Source organism: Hyphomonas sp., assembly GCF_041689225.1.
In the GTDB taxonomy this organism is placed as follows: Bacteria; Pseudomonadota; Alphaproteobacteria; order Caulobacterales; family Hyphomonadaceae; genus Hyphomonas.
This window is the reverse complement of the sequence record NZ_JBDNGN010000114.1, coordinates 1-15,706: the sequence shown is the minus strand read 5'-3', so window position 1 is coordinate 15,706 and position 15,706 is coordinate 1. Positions and strand designations below refer to the sequence as shown.

The 15,706-nt window shown below is 61.8% G+C and carries 14 protein-coding genes; 8 read left to right on the top strand and 6 right to left on the bottom strand.

All coding sequences use genetic code 11. The annotated features are described in order from the left end of the window. From ACESNB_RS10800 to ACESNB_RS10785, 4 genes are all read left to right on the top strand, one after another. A partial coding sequence (locus tag ACESNB_RS10800) for a hypothetical protein (RefSeq protein ID WP_373007132.1) occupies positions 1-195 on the top strand: 195 nt, incomplete at its 5' end. Between the two features lie 255 nt (positions 196-450). Next, complete coding sequence (locus tag ACESNB_RS10795) at positions 451-1,665, top strand: TlpA family protein disulfide reductase (protein ID WP_373007130.1); 1,215 nt, start codon at positions 451-453, stop codon at positions 1,663-1,665. 147 nt (positions 1,666-1,812) lie between these two features. Further along, positions 1,813-3,327 carry a hypothetical protein gene (locus ACESNB_RS10790; protein ID WP_373007128.1) on the top strand — a complete coding sequence of 505 codons (1,515 nt, stop codon included), beginning with the start codon at positions 1,813-1,815 and terminating at the stop codon, positions 3,325-3,327. Between the two features lie 218 nt (positions 3,328-3,545). Continuing rightward, the gene (locus ACESNB_RS10785) at positions 3,546-5,801 is read left to right on the top strand and encodes a TonB-dependent receptor (RefSeq protein WP_373007126.1); all 2,256 of its coding nucleotides are present in this window, start codon (positions 3,546-3,548) and stop codon (positions 5,799-5,801) included. Between the two features lie 58 nt (positions 5,802-5,859). Here ACESNB_RS10785 and ACESNB_RS10780 read toward each other — a convergent pair whose 3' ends face one another. The 5 genes from ACESNB_RS10780 to ACESNB_RS10760 form a co-directional block, all read right to left on the bottom strand. Then, positions 5,860-6,270, bottom strand: coding sequence for a hypothetical protein (locus tag ACESNB_RS10780; RefSeq protein ID WP_373007124.1), 411 nt, complete (start codon positions 6,268-6,270; stop codon positions 5,860-5,862). A 65-nt stretch (positions 6,271-6,335) separates the two neighbouring features. Continuing rightward, positions 6,336-7,010: an SOS response-associated peptidase gene (locus ACESNB_RS10775; protein WP_373007122.1), complete on the bottom strand. Its 675-nt coding sequence runs from the start codon at positions 7,008-7,010 to the stop codon at positions 6,336-6,338. A gap of 25 nt (positions 7,011-7,035) precedes the next feature. Further along, entirely contained in the window at positions 7,036-7,404 is a 369-nt protein-coding gene (locus ACESNB_RS10770; protein ID WP_373007120.1) for a hypothetical protein, read from the bottom strand. 34 nt (positions 7,405-7,438) lie between these two features. After that, positions 7,439-8,272, bottom strand: a complete 834-nt coding sequence (locus ACESNB_RS10765; RefSeq protein ID WP_373007118.1) for a universal stress protein — start codon at positions 8,270-8,272, stop codon at positions 7,439-7,441. An 87-nt stretch (positions 8,273-8,359) separates the two neighbouring features. After that, a complete protein-coding gene (locus ACESNB_RS10760; protein ID WP_373007116.1) occupies positions 8,360-9,400 on the bottom strand; it encodes a Glu/Leu/Phe/Val dehydrogenase in 1,041 nt (346 codons plus the stop codon). Between the two features lie 235 nt (positions 9,401-9,635). Here ACESNB_RS10760 and ACESNB_RS10755 point away from each other — a divergent pair, with 235 nt between their 5' ends. From ACESNB_RS10755 to ACESNB_RS10740, 4 genes are all read left to right on the top strand, one after another. After that, a complete protein-coding gene (locus ACESNB_RS10755) occupies positions 9,636-11,090 on the top strand; it encodes a TrkH family potassium uptake protein (RefSeq protein ID WP_373007114.1) in 1,455 nt (484 codons plus the stop codon). A 93-nt stretch (positions 11,091-11,183) separates the two neighbouring features. Continuing rightward, on the top strand, positions 11,184-13,091 hold the full coding sequence (locus ACESNB_RS10750; RefSeq protein WP_373007112.1) for a DUF3604 domain-containing protein: 1,908 nt from the start codon (positions 11,184-11,186) through the stop codon (positions 13,089-13,091). Beyond that, on the top strand, positions 13,092-13,916 hold the full coding sequence (locus ACESNB_RS10745) for a peptidyl-prolyl cis-trans isomerase (protein ID WP_373007110.1): 825 nt from the start codon (positions 13,092-13,094) through the stop codon (positions 13,914-13,916). Then, positions 13,913-14,884: a HupE/UreJ family protein gene (locus ACESNB_RS10740; RefSeq protein ID WP_373007108.1), complete on the top strand. Its 972-nt coding sequence runs from the start codon at positions 13,913-13,915 to the stop codon at positions 14,882-14,884. The genes ACESNB_RS10745 and ACESNB_RS10740 overlap by 4 nt, the downstream gene beginning before the upstream one ends. Before the next feature lie 3 nt (positions 14,885-14,887). On the opposite strand, the gene ACESNB_RS10735 is transcribed toward ACESNB_RS10740, so the two are convergent. Then, entirely contained in the window at positions 14,888-15,703 is an 816-nt protein-coding gene (locus ACESNB_RS10735) for a sulfite exporter TauE/SafE family protein (RefSeq protein ID WP_373007134.1), read from the bottom strand. Between the last annotated feature and the right edge of the window lie 3 nt (positions 15,704-15,706).

The window sequence follows — 15,706 nt, the reverse complement described above, 5'->3', positions numbered from 1 at the left end:
TGCGGGCAGTACAAGGCTGGCACTTCCCAGCAAGGCGCACGCGGCGAGAGAAGCGCGCCGGCCTTTTCGTATTTGGAAATATGGCATCAAATGGTCTCCTGGTCTGAACGTCAGCAACGGTTCAGTCAGGATTGTTCCACGCGGCCACATCGTGAACTCAAACCGGAGTCACATGACTTTTTTTTAGCTGTTTGACCGGAATTGATGCACCGCAGCATACCGTCGATTAAATCCCGTCCATGTTCGGCAATGACGTGGCGCAAAATCTCCCGAAGCGACCGCCCACAAAAAACCCAATTCTTTCATGTGGTTGCCACCAATGATTGAAGTTGGTTCGCCCGAACACTGGTGTCGCTTGTGCCTGCCTCACAGCGCAGACTAGAGTAAGGGCAGAATGCGCACCGCATGTGTGGCATCAGCTCAATATCTTTGCAGAGGATGGCCTGCTCCATGATTCGAACACTCTCCCTCGGTGCCTTGGCACTCGTGCTCGCAGCTTGTTCGGCACAAAAGGCTCCCAGCCCGCAGGCCGAGACGTCGACTGGTCCCATCGGAATCATCACTGCAAACCCGCCGCCGCCCTCAACCGAGGAAGATTCCGAGAAGGATGTGATAGGCGACGCGCATGACCGTCCAATTGAATACGGACTACTTGGCCAGCCTTTGCCGCACTTCACCGCCACGATGGCTGACGGCCAGGCATTCGACTCATCCGTCCTCAATCGCTGGATGGTGATTCAGGTCTGGGGCGTCTGGTGTGGTGACAGCAAGCGCGATGCGCCCTACGCAGCAGCCCTTGCGACGGCAATCGAACAGGATCCGGACCTCTATTTCCTGTCCATCCACGTGCCGCAAAATGCGGAAAGCACAAGCGATGAGGACATGTATGGCAGGTACGGGTCCGTCGAGGGCTTTTTTGCCGAAGAGGGGCACAGCTACCCCACGGTCCTCGACACCGATGCCAGCATCCGCGACCTGCTCAAGATCACATGGACACCCAGCTATATCCTCATCTCGCCGGACGGTGTTGTCCGCGGCTTCCGCACCGACCTCTCAGTCGCGGACGGCGAACCGGTGAAGGATTTCCTCAAGGAGGTCGCACGGGTGAAGGGTGAAGTGCGCAAGGCGGAGTTTGGCGGCACGCCCCTGCCGGCCACGATCGGGCCGGAAGGCACCATGCGCCTGACAGGCAAGACACCGTTCACGCTGGACGCCATGAAAGCCGCTTTTCCCGGTCATGAAATCCTCACGGACCGCGCGTTTGCCGGAGAACAAGCCTACCCGGTGTTTCTCATCCAGACGATTGCGACGCCCAATGAGCCAAGCCGCCTTGTCTACGTGGTCGAGCCGGACTGGACGATCGGCAATGTCGGGTCGGTCGTGACCCGCAACCCGGCCGTCACGGGCCCCAATGGCGGCACCATCGGCAAGATGAAGCTCAAGGACCTGAGCCGGGAGGCGCGGGCCCGCTGCACGCTGCAGCCCGGACCGATCGACTCACTCGTCATCTGCCCCAGCAATATGGAGTCTCCGCGCTTCATCCGTGCCTTTGGGGCCGGCGGCGACTTTGACGGCAGGCTTGATGACGCGTCTGCGGAATACCAGGAAGAAGCCGTCCTGCTGGAGATGAAATTCATCCCCCAGCCAGCCACGGCGAACAAGTAACCGCTGACCTCGATCGCAACGCGTGCGCCGCTATCTGCATGAATAAATGACATTTCATGCGGATCGGCGGAACCAAAGTTTGAATGTTCGCCTCTCAGCCGTTATTGGGTAGACTGGCCCAGAACACATTGGGAAAGGCGAGACTTCATGCTGCATCCTTCGACAAAACGGTTGATCGACAAGCTGAGTGAAATGACCCGCAAGCAGCGGGTTGCCTGGTCCGAGGGCGAAAACGGCACGATCACCCATGATACCGAGGGTTACCGGGTCGTCCTGACGCCGGAGCCGCATGCCGTTCTGCTGACGGATGCACTCGGCAAGATCATCGAATCCTGCACGCCGGAAGAGTTTTCCGACGACACCGATGCCGCCGGACGTCCCTATGGCAGTTTCGTGGCTGACCTCTATCGCGAAGCACATCGACATGCCCGGGGCACTGAAAAAGCGATCCACTCCGTTCTCAAGGGGCTCGAAACCATCGACGCCGCTCCGGAAAAGGAGCCCGAGGTTGCGCTGGACCCTGCCGACCTGATCGAGGATCCGGGCGACGACACCGATTCGTTCCCCGAGGCCTATCCGGAGGTCGAGGGACAAAACGACATGGCCCGCGCCGTTGCCAGCATGGCCGACGAACTGAATGGCGGAACGCCTGAAACCGAGCAGGAACCAGAGACCGAACAGGATGCCAGTTCAGACTCCGCTTTCGACGTCGAACAGGACGAGACCGAAGACGCCAGCGAACCTGAAGCGGCGGCCGAAGTGGACGATGCCGCCTATGTGAATTTCGGGGCATCTACGCCCGAAGCCGACCCCGAGGTCGAGATAGAGTCGGCCGCCGGCCCCGAGGCAGCGGAAGAACCATTGTGGCCTGTCGATGAAAACGCCCCGGAAATTGAAACAGAAAGCGCCAGCGCAGCGCCCGAAGACGAACCGGAACCGGCTCCGGCTCCCCCTGCCGCTGAGCCTGCGTCGAATGCCTTTGGCAGCGGCTATTTTGGCTCCCGTGCGGGCAATCTGTCCGGCTACATGACGTCTCCACCGCCACAACCGGAAGCCGTCTCGGAGCCGGAAACCGCGTTCGCGACGGATGAACCGCCCGTCGAAGCCGAAGCCCCGGCAGAACCTTTCCCTTACACGCCCGCATTCTCGTCGGATGAGACTCCGGAGCAGGATGACAAAGCCGCGCCACGCGCCACAGAGGCAGCCCCGGTTGAACCAGCAGCGCCGCGCAGCTTCAGCCTGTCTGGCATGTCCGCGGGATTCGGCCTCGGGTCGGCCAGCCGTGCCGGACTGGCGCCTCCTGAGCCCGCCGTCCGTGCACCGCACGCGCCGTCAACCGCGCGCGCCCATTTGGTCATCGACGGGACAATCGACCTGCCCGACGACATGCCCGTTTCGGAATTTGATGCTGGCCCGGACACACCAGCCGATCCTGGTCCGGTCGCCGAGGCATCCGAGGCGCCATTCCAATTCAGCGGAGAGACAGCATCCCACGGAGCCGCCGCCCAGGAATCCGTCTCTGAGCCAGAACCCGCCAAGCCGGAAGAGCAGGCTTTCGAAGCGCCGGCTGAAACCATGGAAACACAACAGGCGCAGGAGCCGGCCGACGAATCGCCGCCAGCTGCTCCAAAAGTGACGCCCCGCTTCAACCCCTGGAATTGAACCGCCTCAGGCAACGCATTCCCCAAGCGCCTCATTCCCTGCGAAGGAGAGGCGCCCGGTTTTGTTGCGATGCAGCAACATCTTGTCACCGAAATCCACGATCCGGTGAAAATCGTGACACGTGTCGTATCCTACTTTGCGAAATTGTGAGACATCCCCGCGCATAAGATCCCGCGATCAGACGGGCTGTTCCCCATGCAAATCAGGATGATTTCCCCATGCAACACAGACCCGCCCTTCGCACGCTGCTTCTCGGCACAAGCGTCCTCCTCGCGACAGCGCTGCCCGCGGTCGCCCAGGCGGCTGATGCCGAAGCACGCCTTCCCTCCATTACAGTGACGGCCCAGCGTGTCGAAGAAAACATCCAGGATGTACCGATCTCGATCACGACGCTCGCCGACGAAAAACTCGACGTTTTGAAATCGTCCGGTGCAGACGTGCGCTTCCTCTCGGCCCGCGTACCCAGCGTCATCGCCGAAAGCTCGTTCGGCCGCGCCTTCCCGCGCTTCTACATCCGCGGAATCGGCAATACCGATTTCGATCTCAACGCGTCCCAGCCGGTTTCGCTCGTCTATGACGATGTGCCTTATGAAAGCCCGATCCTGAAAGGCTTCCCGGTTTTCGACCTCGACTCTATTGAAGTCCTGCGCGGCCCACAGGGCACGCTGTTCGGCCGCAACACGCCAGGCGGCATCATCAAGTTCGACTCGGCCAAGCCCGTGCACGCGTTCGAAGGCTATGTCCGCGGCTCCTACGGCAACTACAATACGCGCGAAATCGAAGGCGCAGTGAACCTGCCCATCTTCACAGACGAGCTTGCCGTCCGGCTCTCCGGCATTTCCCAGCAGCGAGACCCCTATGTCGACAATGCCTTCACCGGCGAGAAAAACCGCTACGAGGGCTTCGACGAGCTCGCTGGCCGCGCCCAGGTTCTGTTTACGCCGACCGGAACGGATTTTTCCGCCCTGCTGAACATTCATGGCCGTTCGAACGAAGGCGACGCACGCCTGTTCCGCGCCAATATCATTGATGCCGGTTCCAATGGTGTCGGCTCGAATTTTGACCGCGACACGGTCTATTTCGACGGCGACAACTTCCTGACGCAGGACGCGCACGGCGCTACCCTGCGCCTCGAGAAAGACCTCACCGACGCGGTCAAGGTCACCTATGTTTTTGGCAACGAACAGGCCACGATCGAAAGCCGCGGCGACATTGACGGCGGCTTCGGCGCTGTCTTCCTTGGCGCGGGCAATTTCGGTCCCGGCTTCATTCCCTTCCCGTCGGAAAGCTCCGGCGCGGTCGATGCCCTCCACCAGACCACGCACGAACTCCGCTTCGCCTTCGACAATGGCGGCCCGCTTCGGGCCCAGACCGGCATTTTCCTGTTTGACGAGAACGTCACGATCACGTCAAAAAGCTTCGACACGCTTGCACCGGGACGTCCTGTCAACGGAATCGCGACACGCCAGAACGAGACGGAAAGCACAGGCATCTTCGCCTCGCTTGCCTATGACGTCTCGGACCGCCTGACCGTGTCGGGCGGCGCCCGCTGGACCGATGAGTCAAAAGACTTCGTGGTCGAACGGACCCTCGGCCCGTTTGGCTCGGGCCCCTTCGGCCCTGTATCCGGCAGCGTGTCTGACGACCAGGTCAGCTGGGACGTATCTGCAACCTATCGGGCTACGGACGATATGAATCTGTATGCCCGTGTCGCCAAGGGCTTCCGCGGTCCCTCGACCCAGGGCCGCCTGGTTTTTGCCAATGACGTCTCCAGCGCCGACAGCGAAACCGTCCTCTCCTACGAGGCGGGCATCAAGTCGGAACTGCTCGACAACCGCGTCCGCCTGAATGCCGATGTGTTCTTCTTCGAATTCAACGACCAGCAGCTGACAATTGTCGGCGGCATCAACAATACGGTCGCGCTGTTCAACGCCGACAAGAGCGAAGGTTACGGCTTCGAAGCCGACATCGAAGCCGCGCCGATCGCGAACCTCTTCCTGACGGCAGGCCTGTCCTACAACAAGACCGAGTTCAAGGACGATGTCCTGCTGGCGCCCGGTTGTGGCGGCGGGTGCACTGTGACTGATCCCGCTGTCTTTGACACCGACGGCACGACCCTGCTCGGCTACAATATCTCCGGCAATTCCTTCCCGAACGCGCCGGAATGGATCGCCAACATGACGGCCCGCTACGCCATTCCGCTCGAGGCCGGCGAGCTCTACGGCTATACGGACTGGGCCTACAAGGGCGACACGAACTTCTTCCTGTATGACAGCGTGGAGTTCGGTCAGGACGGGTATTGGGAAGGCGGCCTGAAGGTCGGTTACAAGTCGGATGCCGGCTATGACGTGTCCATCTTTGCCCGCAACATCCTGGATGAAGAGGCCCTGACAGGCGCCATCGACTTCAACAACCTCACGGGCTTCGTCAATGAACCGCGCACCTACGGCGCGCAACTGCGCTGGGAATTCTAGAACACTTTAAATCGATATTTGAAACGAGGCCGGGCCGCTTTGCGCGCCTGGCCTTCTTTCATACCGGCTCGGGCGCATATTTCGCGCATCTGCTCGGTTTGAAAGTGAAATTCGCTTTCAGGGCGCCGGTGTCGGATTCAAAGCGCACTGTTTGGGTGATCGCGAATTCTGACAGGCGGCTATTCATATAGGCAGTGCACGCACGTGCGTAGGTTTCCTGTCGCTTCTGGACCAATGTCGTGTCGTTTCCCAATCGGATATGGACGATCACGATATTGCTGTTATCGCGCGATTCCAGGCGGACAAGTTCGGACCGAAACACCGGGGTCAGTCCGGCCTTGCTGACCCAGGCCCGCGTTTGCCGGTCCGCGAACGCTGCGCGATGCTCGCTCGACGCCTTGGTGAAATCCATGCCGGCATCACGCGTAAAATACAGCAGGGCGCCGAACATCAGGATCAAGGGGAGCATTATCTTTTCTATCATGCGCGATATAAAACCTTGTTTTAGGAAAAACTTGGTTAACGCAACTCTCGTCAGGCTTCCGCGATCAGCGCTGGAGAATTGTTCCGGACGTTCCCTACCGCCTGCCCGACGGGCCAGGCATGCATGGCATCCGTTGGAAACGGCTCGAACAGGCGCGTCGGGTCACCGGCAGCGGGATCCAGCCACAATGCATAGTCTTCCGGTGACACGATCACCGGCATCCGGTTGTGAAGTCCGGCCATCAGGTCATTCGGCTTCGTCGTGAGAACGGTGAAGCTCTGGATCTCCGACCCGTCGATCAGCGCGGAGTCCCACAGGCCAGCCAGGCAGAACCAGCGCCGGTTGCGCAAGCCGATTGCAAACGGGATTTTGGCACCTTTGGCCCCGGTCCATTCATAGAAGCCGGACACGGGAACAAGGCAGCGCTTGTGCCGGAACGCGCCACGGAAAACGGGCTTTTCGGCCGCCGTCTCCGCCTGCGCGTTGAAGGTCGAGAATTTCATTTCCGACAGGGGCTTTGTCCACCAGGACGGGATCAGGCCCCAGCGCGCCGGCGCCATTTCCACATGACCGGCATGCTCGGCGCGGCGGATTACCGGCTGGATCGTGGTCGGGGCCGCATTATACGTCGCTTCCGGAGGCGCGACGCCCTCCGGCGGAACCAGCCCCAGGGCATCATGGTATTCTGCCCAGGTCACCCCGTGCCTGAAGAACCGTCCGCACATGCCCTGCTCCCACTCGTGTAATGGCTCACACGAGAGAGACGTCGGTCACCTTGTAGGTCAAGGGCGTTTCACCATGGCTGGTGACAGTCACGTATTCGCCTTCCTTGAAGACATGGTCGCCGAGCCGGTAGCCCGCCTCGTCGTCGCCTTCGTCATCCTCGTCATAATGGAAGAACCAGCGATTGCCGCGATGTGTCAGCAAGCCATCTGCGTGCTCTGATTCATCAGAGGAAAAGCGTACGACGCGGCATTTCTTGCGCGCGGCGCGCCAGGCGTCCACATCCAGTTGGCCGTCTGCCGTCAAAGGGGCCACCATCGTGTAGCCTTCGCTTGGGTCGCCACCCGGAAGACCGGGATTGCGCGCCAGTTGGAGTGTGATGCGGCTGAGAGCCATGCTGATTTCCTCTGTCGGTTGAAGTGTCGAAAAATTAGCGGGCCAGCGCGAGCACCGGCGCGTGAGCCGCTTCCAGCATTCGCCGCGTGGTCCCACCGAACAGGCGCTCGCCGAGCCGCGAATGTCCGTAGGCGCCAGCGACGATCATGGACGCTCCGCTGCCCTTCGCCAGGGCCAGCAGGCCGCTGCCGACATCGCCGTCGATCTCTGCCGTCTTTGCCGTTACACCATGCCGTTTCAGCCAGCTTTCCAGCGTTCCCGGTTCGGCCGCCGGGCGGGCCGCGTCGCGTTCGAGGTCTTTCGGTGCCTGCGCGATGATGACATTGCCCAGAGCCCGGATAAGCGGAAGGTGGAAACGCACAGCCCGCGCTGCGCCATTGCTGCCATCCCAGGCGATGATCACCGGCCCCGCGCTGAATTCGTCACTGCCTGCCAGCACAACCGGCAACCGTGCATCCATCATGACATGCTCGAACGCCAAGTATAGCGGCGTGCCGTTCTTGGCCGCCGAGCGGGGAAACACCACGGCCTGCGCCAGCGTTGCCGCGTTGGCGCAGGCGCGCTCCACCGTGTTGACCTCATGGAAGAAGTCGCAGTCCAGTCCATGTGCACCCATGCTGGTGACGTCATGAAACGCCGTCTCGGCCGTGCGCTTCATCGCAAGCTGCATTTCGATAATGCTTTGCGCCGTGCTCGCCGTCAGGCCTGCCGCTTCCGGCGTGGCCGAGACCATCAACACCGCGTTCGGGTCCGGCAAGGCAAACAGGCCGGTGACCGGCGTATTCAGGCGCCTCGCGAGTTCGAGAGCCGCAAGCGTGCTCTGACGATCGTCTTTTTCGGTTCCCTGCAACACAGCGACGACTGACATGGGACATGTACCTCCAGGTGATGGGACTTGTTCAACTTACGAACAGTCTACCATCTGGCCCGGTTTCGGCGAACTACGCAGATTCCCCTAGCGCGCGGCAGCGATCCTTGCCCGCGCGATCCGATCGGCGACCGCATTGGTCGGCTGGCCGCTGGTCAGCGCTTCATCCAGAACTTCGCCCAGTGTCTGGACCAAGCGCGCCAGCTTGGCGTCCACCCATTCGCTGGAATAATTGCCAGAAATCTCGGCCGCCACATTGATGATGCCGCCGCCATTGATCACATAATCTGGCGCATAGAGGATGCCCTTGCGCCGCAGCAGCTCGCCCATTTCCGGCATGACGAGCTGGTTGTTTGCGCCGCCCGCAATCGCTTTCACCTTGAATCGGTCCAGCGTCTTTTCGTTGATCACGGCGCCCAGCGCGCAAGGCGAGAAAATATCCGCCTCGACATCATAGATTTCGTCCGGCGCAACGATACGCGCGCCAGTCCGGTCGGCCACCGCCTTCAGTGCCGCCTGGTCTATATCGGTGATGATCAGGTTCGCCCCCGCCTTGGCGAGATGGTCGCAGGTATAGCCACCGACTGAACCGACACCCTGCACAGCAATCGTCCGCCCGGTCAGGTCCCCACTGCCGAGCGCACGCTTCGCCGTTTCGACAATGCCGAGGTACACGCCGCGCGCCGTGACCGGCGACGGGTCGCCACTCGCCGCTTCGCCCTGGTCGAGCCCGGCGACATAGGCAGTCTCCTGCCGGACGATCGCCATGTCGGCGACGTCGATCCCGACATCCTCAGCCGTGTAATAACGTCCCTGCAGGCTTTCCACAGCCCGGCCAAAGGCCCGGAACAGGGCCGGAGACTTGTCGGTCTTGGCATTGCCCCAGATCACCGCCTTGCCACCGCCCAGCGGAATGTCGGCCATGGCATTCTTGTAGCTCATGCCCTGGCTGAGACGCAGCACATCCTTGAGCATGGCCTCGCCGGATACGAAATTCCACATCCGTGTTCCTCCGGCCGCCGGGCCGCGTGCGGTGGAATGGATCGCGATTATGGCTTTCAGGCCACTGGCCGCATCCTGGAACAGGTGCACGTCTTCATGGGAATCATAGGAAGAATGGTCGAACATGGGTGAATTCGCATTTGGTTGCAGATGAAACGAAGCGCAGCGTTTAGGTTCTCGCTTCCCCTGGGTCAATCACAATGGCCGCGACATAGGCACCACTGGCCCAATCCTTGCCCAATTGCTACCCACGCCCTTGGCGCACGCTTGCCACACCCTGCCCACCCGGCTGGAAACCACTTGTTAACCTTCAGAAAATTGACTCCTTCTCAGGAATTGACGCTTATCCTCCGCGCATAAAATGCAGCTACGTCCTATCATCCTTGCCATCGGCATCATGACCATCCTGCTCGGCGCGGCGATGATTCCGTGCGCATTGATGGATTTGGCCGACAAGCGTCCGGAAGCGCATGTGTTTGCCGTGTCCGCATTCGGCTCCATGTTCATCGGCACCTGCCTCTGGGTCCTAGCGCGCGGCGGTGACCAACGCACAGGCCAGCGCGAGGCCTTCCTGCTGACCGTACTTGTCTGGGTCTTCCTGCCAGCCGTCGCGGCGATCCCCTTCCTCGCGTCCGGCATGAGCGTTACGGACGCGTTTTTCGAATGCGTGTCCGGGCTCACAACGACAGGCGCGACCGTCCTCACGGGCCTCGACGACATGCCGCGCGGCCTGCTGCTCTGGCGTGCCATCCTGCAATGGTTCGGCGGCATCGGCATTATCGTCACGGCCATCGCCATTCTGCCCCAACTTCGGGTCGGCGGGATGCAGCTGTTCGAACTCGAAAGCTCCGACCTCTCCGGCAAGTTCCTGCCACGAATCACTGATATCGCGGCCTATCTCGGTTTTACCTACTTGCTGATCTCGATGCTGTGCGCCCTTTGCTACTCTCTTGCCGGCATGAACTGGTTCGATGCCATCGCCCATTCCATGACCACGATGTCAGCGGGCGGCTATTCCACCCACGACACGTCGTTCGGCTATTTCAACGATACCAATGCGCCCTATGTCGCGACCGCCTTCATGTTCATCGCCGGGCTTCCGCAGAGCCTGCTAGCGATGATGCTCCTTCAGGGGCGGATCATGCCGATGATCAAAGACCCCCAGCCGCGCGTCTACCTGTTGATCGCGCTCGTCCTTTCACTGGTCATCGTCGCCTATCACGAGATTGTCGTCGATCCACGGATCTTCGAGACGGCGGCACATGCGTTCAAGGACGCCCTGTTCAACATCATCTCGGTGATGACCGGCACGGGATATGCCTCGGCCCCCTACGACACATGGGGTGAGCCGGTCATGGCGATCTTCCTCGTCGCGACCTTTGTTGGTGGCTGCGCGGGGTCCGCCGCTTGCGGTCTCAAGATGTTTCGCCTCGAAATTTCCGCCAAGGCCATTGTCGCTTATTCTCACCGCATGACGATGCCCCACCGCAGGACGCCCATCCGCTATGGCGGAAAAGTGGTCGACGAAGAGACCCTGCAATCCGTCATGGTCTTCGTGTTCCTCTACCTGGCCACATTCCTGGTCGCCGCAGCGCTTCTGTCCCTTTGCGGGCTCGACGCCATGACCGCCATTTCCGGCTCGGCGACCAGCGTCTCGAATGTCGGCCCCGGCCTCGGACCGATCATTGGGCCATCCGGCACATTCCAGACCCTGCCCGATGCCGCCAAATGGATCTGCGCCATCGCCATGCTGCTTGGCCGGCTTGAGTTCATTTCAGTCTTCGTGGTGCTGACGCGCCGCTTCTGGCAGGGTTGAAAGTTTCTCCGCCGCAAATCTGGACTTCTGCAGCGTTCCCTGAACATATGACACACACGGTGCCATTAGAGTGCCCACGGGAGGAATAGTATAATGTGGAAAACCCTGACGCTCGCCACCACGGCGCTCGCGCTTGTTGCCTGTAGTGGCAGCAAGCCTGACGAGGCGCCCGCTGACATTGCGGCGACTCCGCAAAGCACAGCCCCGGACGGCGCGACCCTCGGCTACAGCGCAGAACGCACCGCCTATTTCGGCGACATGCACATTCACACGCGCAACAGTTTCGACGCCTACATCTTCAACGTCCGCCGCACCGCAGACGATGCCTATCGCTTCGCCAAGGGCGAAACGATCAAGCACCCGTCCGGTTTCGACATGACCATCGCCGGTGGCCCGCTCGACTTCTACACCGTCACCGACCACGCCGAATATCTCGGCATCCTTCCCGCGATGAATTCCAAGGACTCGCCGCTTTCCGAACTGCCGCGCTCCAAGGATATGTTCTCGATTGATCCTGGCAAGATCCAGGCGGCCTTCCAGGGTGTGGGTGCCTCGGTCCGCTCAGGCGACAAGATTGAGGAGATGTATGACGAACCGCTGATCAATTCGGTCTGGGGGCAGAACATAGCAGCCGCCGAAAAGTACAATGAGCCCGGCGTGTTCACGACGTTCTCCGCCTATGAGTTCACGTCTGTCACGACATCCGATGACAATGGCGGCTTTGGCGGCGGCAACCTGCACCGCAACGTCTTCTTCCGCGGCGAAGCGCCCGACCGCGCCTTCTCGACCCTTGATTCCACCAATCCTGAAGACCTCTGGGACTGGATGGACGCGCAGCGCGCCGATGGCCGCGAGTCGATCGCCATCCCGCATAATTCGAATGTGTCCGACGGCCAGATGTTCCGGCTCGAGACCTATAATGGCGATCCGCTCGATGCGGCCTATGCCGACCAGCGCAACCGTAACGAGCCGCTCGTCGAGGTCACGCAGGTCAAGGGAACGTCCGAAACCCACCCCGACCTCTCGCCCAATGACGAATGGGCCAATTTCGAAATCTATGACGAACTGCTCGCCAGCAATATCGTATCGAAAACCAAGGGCTCCTATGTCCGCGAAGCGTACCAGAACGGCCTGAAATTACAGGAAGAGCAGGGCTTCGACCCCTTCCGTTTCGGTATGACAGCCGCGTCTGACAGCCATGTTGCCGGTGGCGCCTATTCGGAGGCCGACTTCTGGTCGAAAATCGGCATTGTCGACGGCCTGCCATTCCAGCGCGGTTCTGTGCCCATGCCCGGCATCAAGGACTGGGCGGATCAACCCGACAACCAGACCACACAGAATGCCAAGCACTGGTTCTCGCGCTGGTCGGCGTCCGGACTCACAGGGGTATGGGCCGAAGAAAATACACGCGACGCCATCTTCGACGCCTTCCGCCGCAAGGAAACCTTCGCCACGACCGGCCCACGCATGAAAGTGCGCTTCTTCGGCGGTTTCGGCTATACGGCTGACACGCTGAACGCCACCGACCTTGCCAAACAGGCCTATGCGGGGGGCGTCGCCATGGGCGGCGACCTTGTCGGCACAGGCGAGGCACCCAGCTTCATCGCCTGGGCCATCCGCGATGCGAACTCGGCGCCGCTCCAGCGCGTGCAGGTCGTCAAGGTCACCAGCAGCGGCGAAGCCGTCTATGACGCGGCCTGCTCCGGTGGCGCCGCCCCTGACGCCAATCATCGCTGCCCGGACAATGGATCCAGTGTCGACATCACGACGTGCACCACGGCAGACGGCACAGGCGCCGGCGAGCTGAAAGCCCTCTGGACCGATCCGGACTTCGTGCCAGGCCAGCGCGCCACCTATTATGTCCGTGTGCTCGAGAACCCGACCTGCCGCTGGTCGACCTGGGAAGCCAACCGCAACGGCACGCCGCCCAATCCCGACTTGCCCACAACGATCCAGGAACGCGCCTATACGTCGCCGATCTGGTACATTCCGCCAACCTAGATGCGACAGTTGCTACGCGAGCCGCTCGTCCATTTCATCATCGTCGCATTGCTCGTATTTGCGGGCTATGCGGCGTGGACGGCGCACATCGCCGCCCGTGAGGGCACCATCACTGTGACCCAGGAAGACATCCAGCGCATGGCCGCGCTATATGCCTCCGAATCCGGCGCACTGCCCTCGCAGGAAGACATGGCGGCGATGGTCTCAGACCAGATCCGCGATGAAGCCCTGTCGCGCGAGGCCCGCCGCCTCGGCCTCGACGCGGGCGACACGATCATCGAACGCCGCCTTGCCCAGAAGATGAGCTTCATGGTCTCCGATCTCACCGACACGCCTGCGCCCGATGAGACGACGCTCCGCGCTTGGTACGACGCTCACACGGACGCCTACACCGCACCACCGAACGTCACGTTCGAACACGTCTTCCTCAGCACGGACCGGTCGGATGTGGACACAACCACCCTCCTCAACACCCTCAACACCCCGTCACCACGCGACTGGCACACCCTCGGTGACCCTTTCATTCTCCAGCGCGCCTATGGCGATCTCCCGTTTCGCGAAACCGTTCGGCTGTTCGGGGCAGATTTCGCGACCGCCCTCTTCGCACTGGATGCGGGTGACGCGTGGCAAGGCCCGGTCAGGTCCGCCCTCGGCCTGCATCTCGTGCACCTGATCGCGAAAGACGAGGGCAGGCTGCGCCCGTTTGAAGAGGTCCGTTCGCAAGTCGAAACAGACTGGCGTGACGACGCCCTGCGCACCGCCAACGAGACGGCCATCGCGAACATCATCAAGCGCTACAGGGTTCGCATAGAAGGCGCCGAATGAGACGGATCGTCCTCGCGCTTCTGGTCCTGTTCACTGTCGCACTTACCGCCAGTGCGCATGAAGTCCGGCCCGCCTATCTGGAAGTCACCGAAACGGCCCCAGCAACCTATGCCGTCACCTGGAAACAGCCCGTCCTGGACGGACGACGCCTGAAGCTGGACCCTGTCTTTCCCGAGGGTTGCGACCGCGAACGCGAACGCGCCGATGCCGCTGGCGGCACCCTGGTCCAGCGCTGGGAGATGCATTGCGATCTCTCCACCGGCCAGATCGAAATCGCCGGGCTCGAGCGCACCCTCACGGATGCCTTCGTCCGCGTTGACCGCCTGTCTGGTGACGATCTCTCTGCCGTGCTCCGTCCCGGTGCCCTGCGGCTTGACCTCGCCGCTCCCACAGGTGCCCCTGCCGCGACCTATTTCCGCATCGGCGTGGAACATATCCTGTTCGGCTTTGACCACCTCCTCTTCGTGCTCGGCTTGGTCCTGCTGGTCCGGCCCCGCCAGCTCCTCGCTACGGTCACCGCCTTCACCCTCGCCCACTCCCTCACCCTCGCCGCCGCCGCCCTCGGCGGCCTCAGCCTGCCCGGCCCGCCGGTCGAGATCGTCATCGCCATGAGCATCGCGCTGCTCGGCGCTGAAACCATCTATCGCAGCCGGGGCCACGAGACGCTCAGCCAGCGCAAGCCCTGGCTCATCGCGTTCGGCTTCGGACTTGTCCACGGTTTTGGGTTCGCCGGCGCGCTCGCCGAAATCGGCTTGCCAAAGGGCGCTGAAGTGCTGGCCTTGCTGCTGTTCAATCTCGGCGTCGAAGTCGGCCAGGTCGCCTTTGTCGGCGCGGTCCTGCTGCTGGTTTTCCTCGCCACGCGTCTCGCCCGCCTGCCGCTGGCCCCGGCCCGCATCGTCGCCGCATATGCCATCGGCATCACGGGTGCCTTTTGGGCGATCGAGCGGATCGTCAACGTCTTCGTCTGACGCCTACAGCCCCAGCGCCTTCCACAACATCCGCGCCGCGACGAGGGCCAGCAGAATGGCAAACAAGCGCTTCAGCAATACCGCATCCAGGCTGTGTGCCAGTTTCGCCCCGACCGGGGCCATGGTCACCGTGAACACGGAGATGAGGGCAAAGGCGGCGAGGTTCACATAGCCGAGCGAAAAGGGCGGCAGGTTCGGGTGTCCCCAGCCAATGAAGACCGCCACAATCGCCGACGGCAGGCCAATCGCGACACCCCAGCCAGCAGCCGTCGCCACCGCACGATGGATCGGGCGACCGTAAAGCGTCATCAGGCTGACCCCGAACGTGCCCCCGCCAATCCCCATCAGCGCCGAGAGCGCACCGATCGCCATTCCGAGCCCGCCGCGCACAACACCGCCCGGCATCTCGTCTGCCAGCCGCCAGGTCGGTCGCCCGAAGAACAGCTGCGCCGACAGGACAAAGGCCATCGAACCGAAAATGCCGAGCAAGGCCTGTTTGGAGAGGAACCCGCTGAGGCCCATACCGATCAAGGCGCCGACCACGATCCAGGGCGCCCATGACCGGATGATGTCCCAGTCAACCGCGCCATGGCTATTATGTGCCATCACGCTGCGGGCAGATGTCAGGATGATCGTCGCCAGCGACGTCGCCACCGCGACATGCATCGCGGTCTCGCCATAGCCCATGCCGTCGAACAGGAAGAACAGGACCGGCACGATCACCGCCCCGCCGCCAATGCCGAACATGCCAGCCGCGAGGCCCGCAGCCGCCCCGGCCACCGCGAGACCCAGCAAGAGCGGCCAGTACTGCAGGAAAATATC

Bases quoted from the DNA above. Each gene is read 5' to 3' on its own strand.
- ACESNB_RS10740 (WP_373007108.1), top strand. From the start codon at position 13,913: ATGAGACGGATCGTCCTCGCGCTTCTGGTCCTGTTCACTGTCGCACTT.
- ACESNB_RS10765 (WP_373007118.1), bottom strand. From the start codon at position 8,272: ATGTCAGTCGTCGCTGTGTTGCAGGGAACCGAAAAAGACGATCGTCAG.
- ACESNB_RS10775 (WP_373007122.1), bottom strand. From the start codon at position 7,010: ATGTGCGGACGGTTCTTCAGGCACGGGGTGACCTGGGCAGAATACCAT.
- ACESNB_RS10745 (WP_373007110.1), top strand. From the start codon at position 13,092: ATGCGACAGTTGCTACGCGAGCCGCTCGTCCATTTCATCATCGTCGCA.
- ACESNB_RS10760 (WP_373007116.1), bottom strand. From the start codon at position 9,400: ATGTTCGACCATTCTTCCTATGATTCCCATGAAGACGTGCACCTGTTC.
- ACESNB_RS10795 (WP_373007130.1), top strand. From the start codon at position 451: ATGATTCGAACACTCTCCCTCGGTGCCTTGGCACTCGTGCTCGCAGCT.
- ACESNB_RS10780 (WP_373007124.1), bottom strand. From the start codon at position 6,270: ATGCTCCCCTTGATCCTGATGTTCGGCGCCCTGCTGTATTTTACGCGT.
- ACESNB_RS10785 (WP_373007126.1), top strand. From the start codon at position 3,546: ATGCAACACAGACCCGCCCTTCGCACGCTGCTTCTCGGCACAAGCGTC.
- ACESNB_RS10750 (WP_373007112.1), top strand. From the start codon at position 11,184: ATGTGGAAAACCCTGACGCTCGCCACCACGGCGCTCGCGCTTGTTGCC.
- ACESNB_RS10770 (WP_373007120.1), bottom strand. From the start codon at position 7,404: ATGGCTCTCAGCCGCATCACACTCCAACTGGCGCGCAATCCCGGTCTT.
- ACESNB_RS10790 (WP_373007128.1), top strand. From the start codon at position 1,813: ATGCTGCATCCTTCGACAAAACGGTTGATCGACAAGCTGAGTGAAATG.
- ACESNB_RS10755 (WP_373007114.1), top strand. From the start codon at position 9,636: ATGCAGCTACGTCCTATCATCCTTGCCATCGGCATCATGACCATCCTG.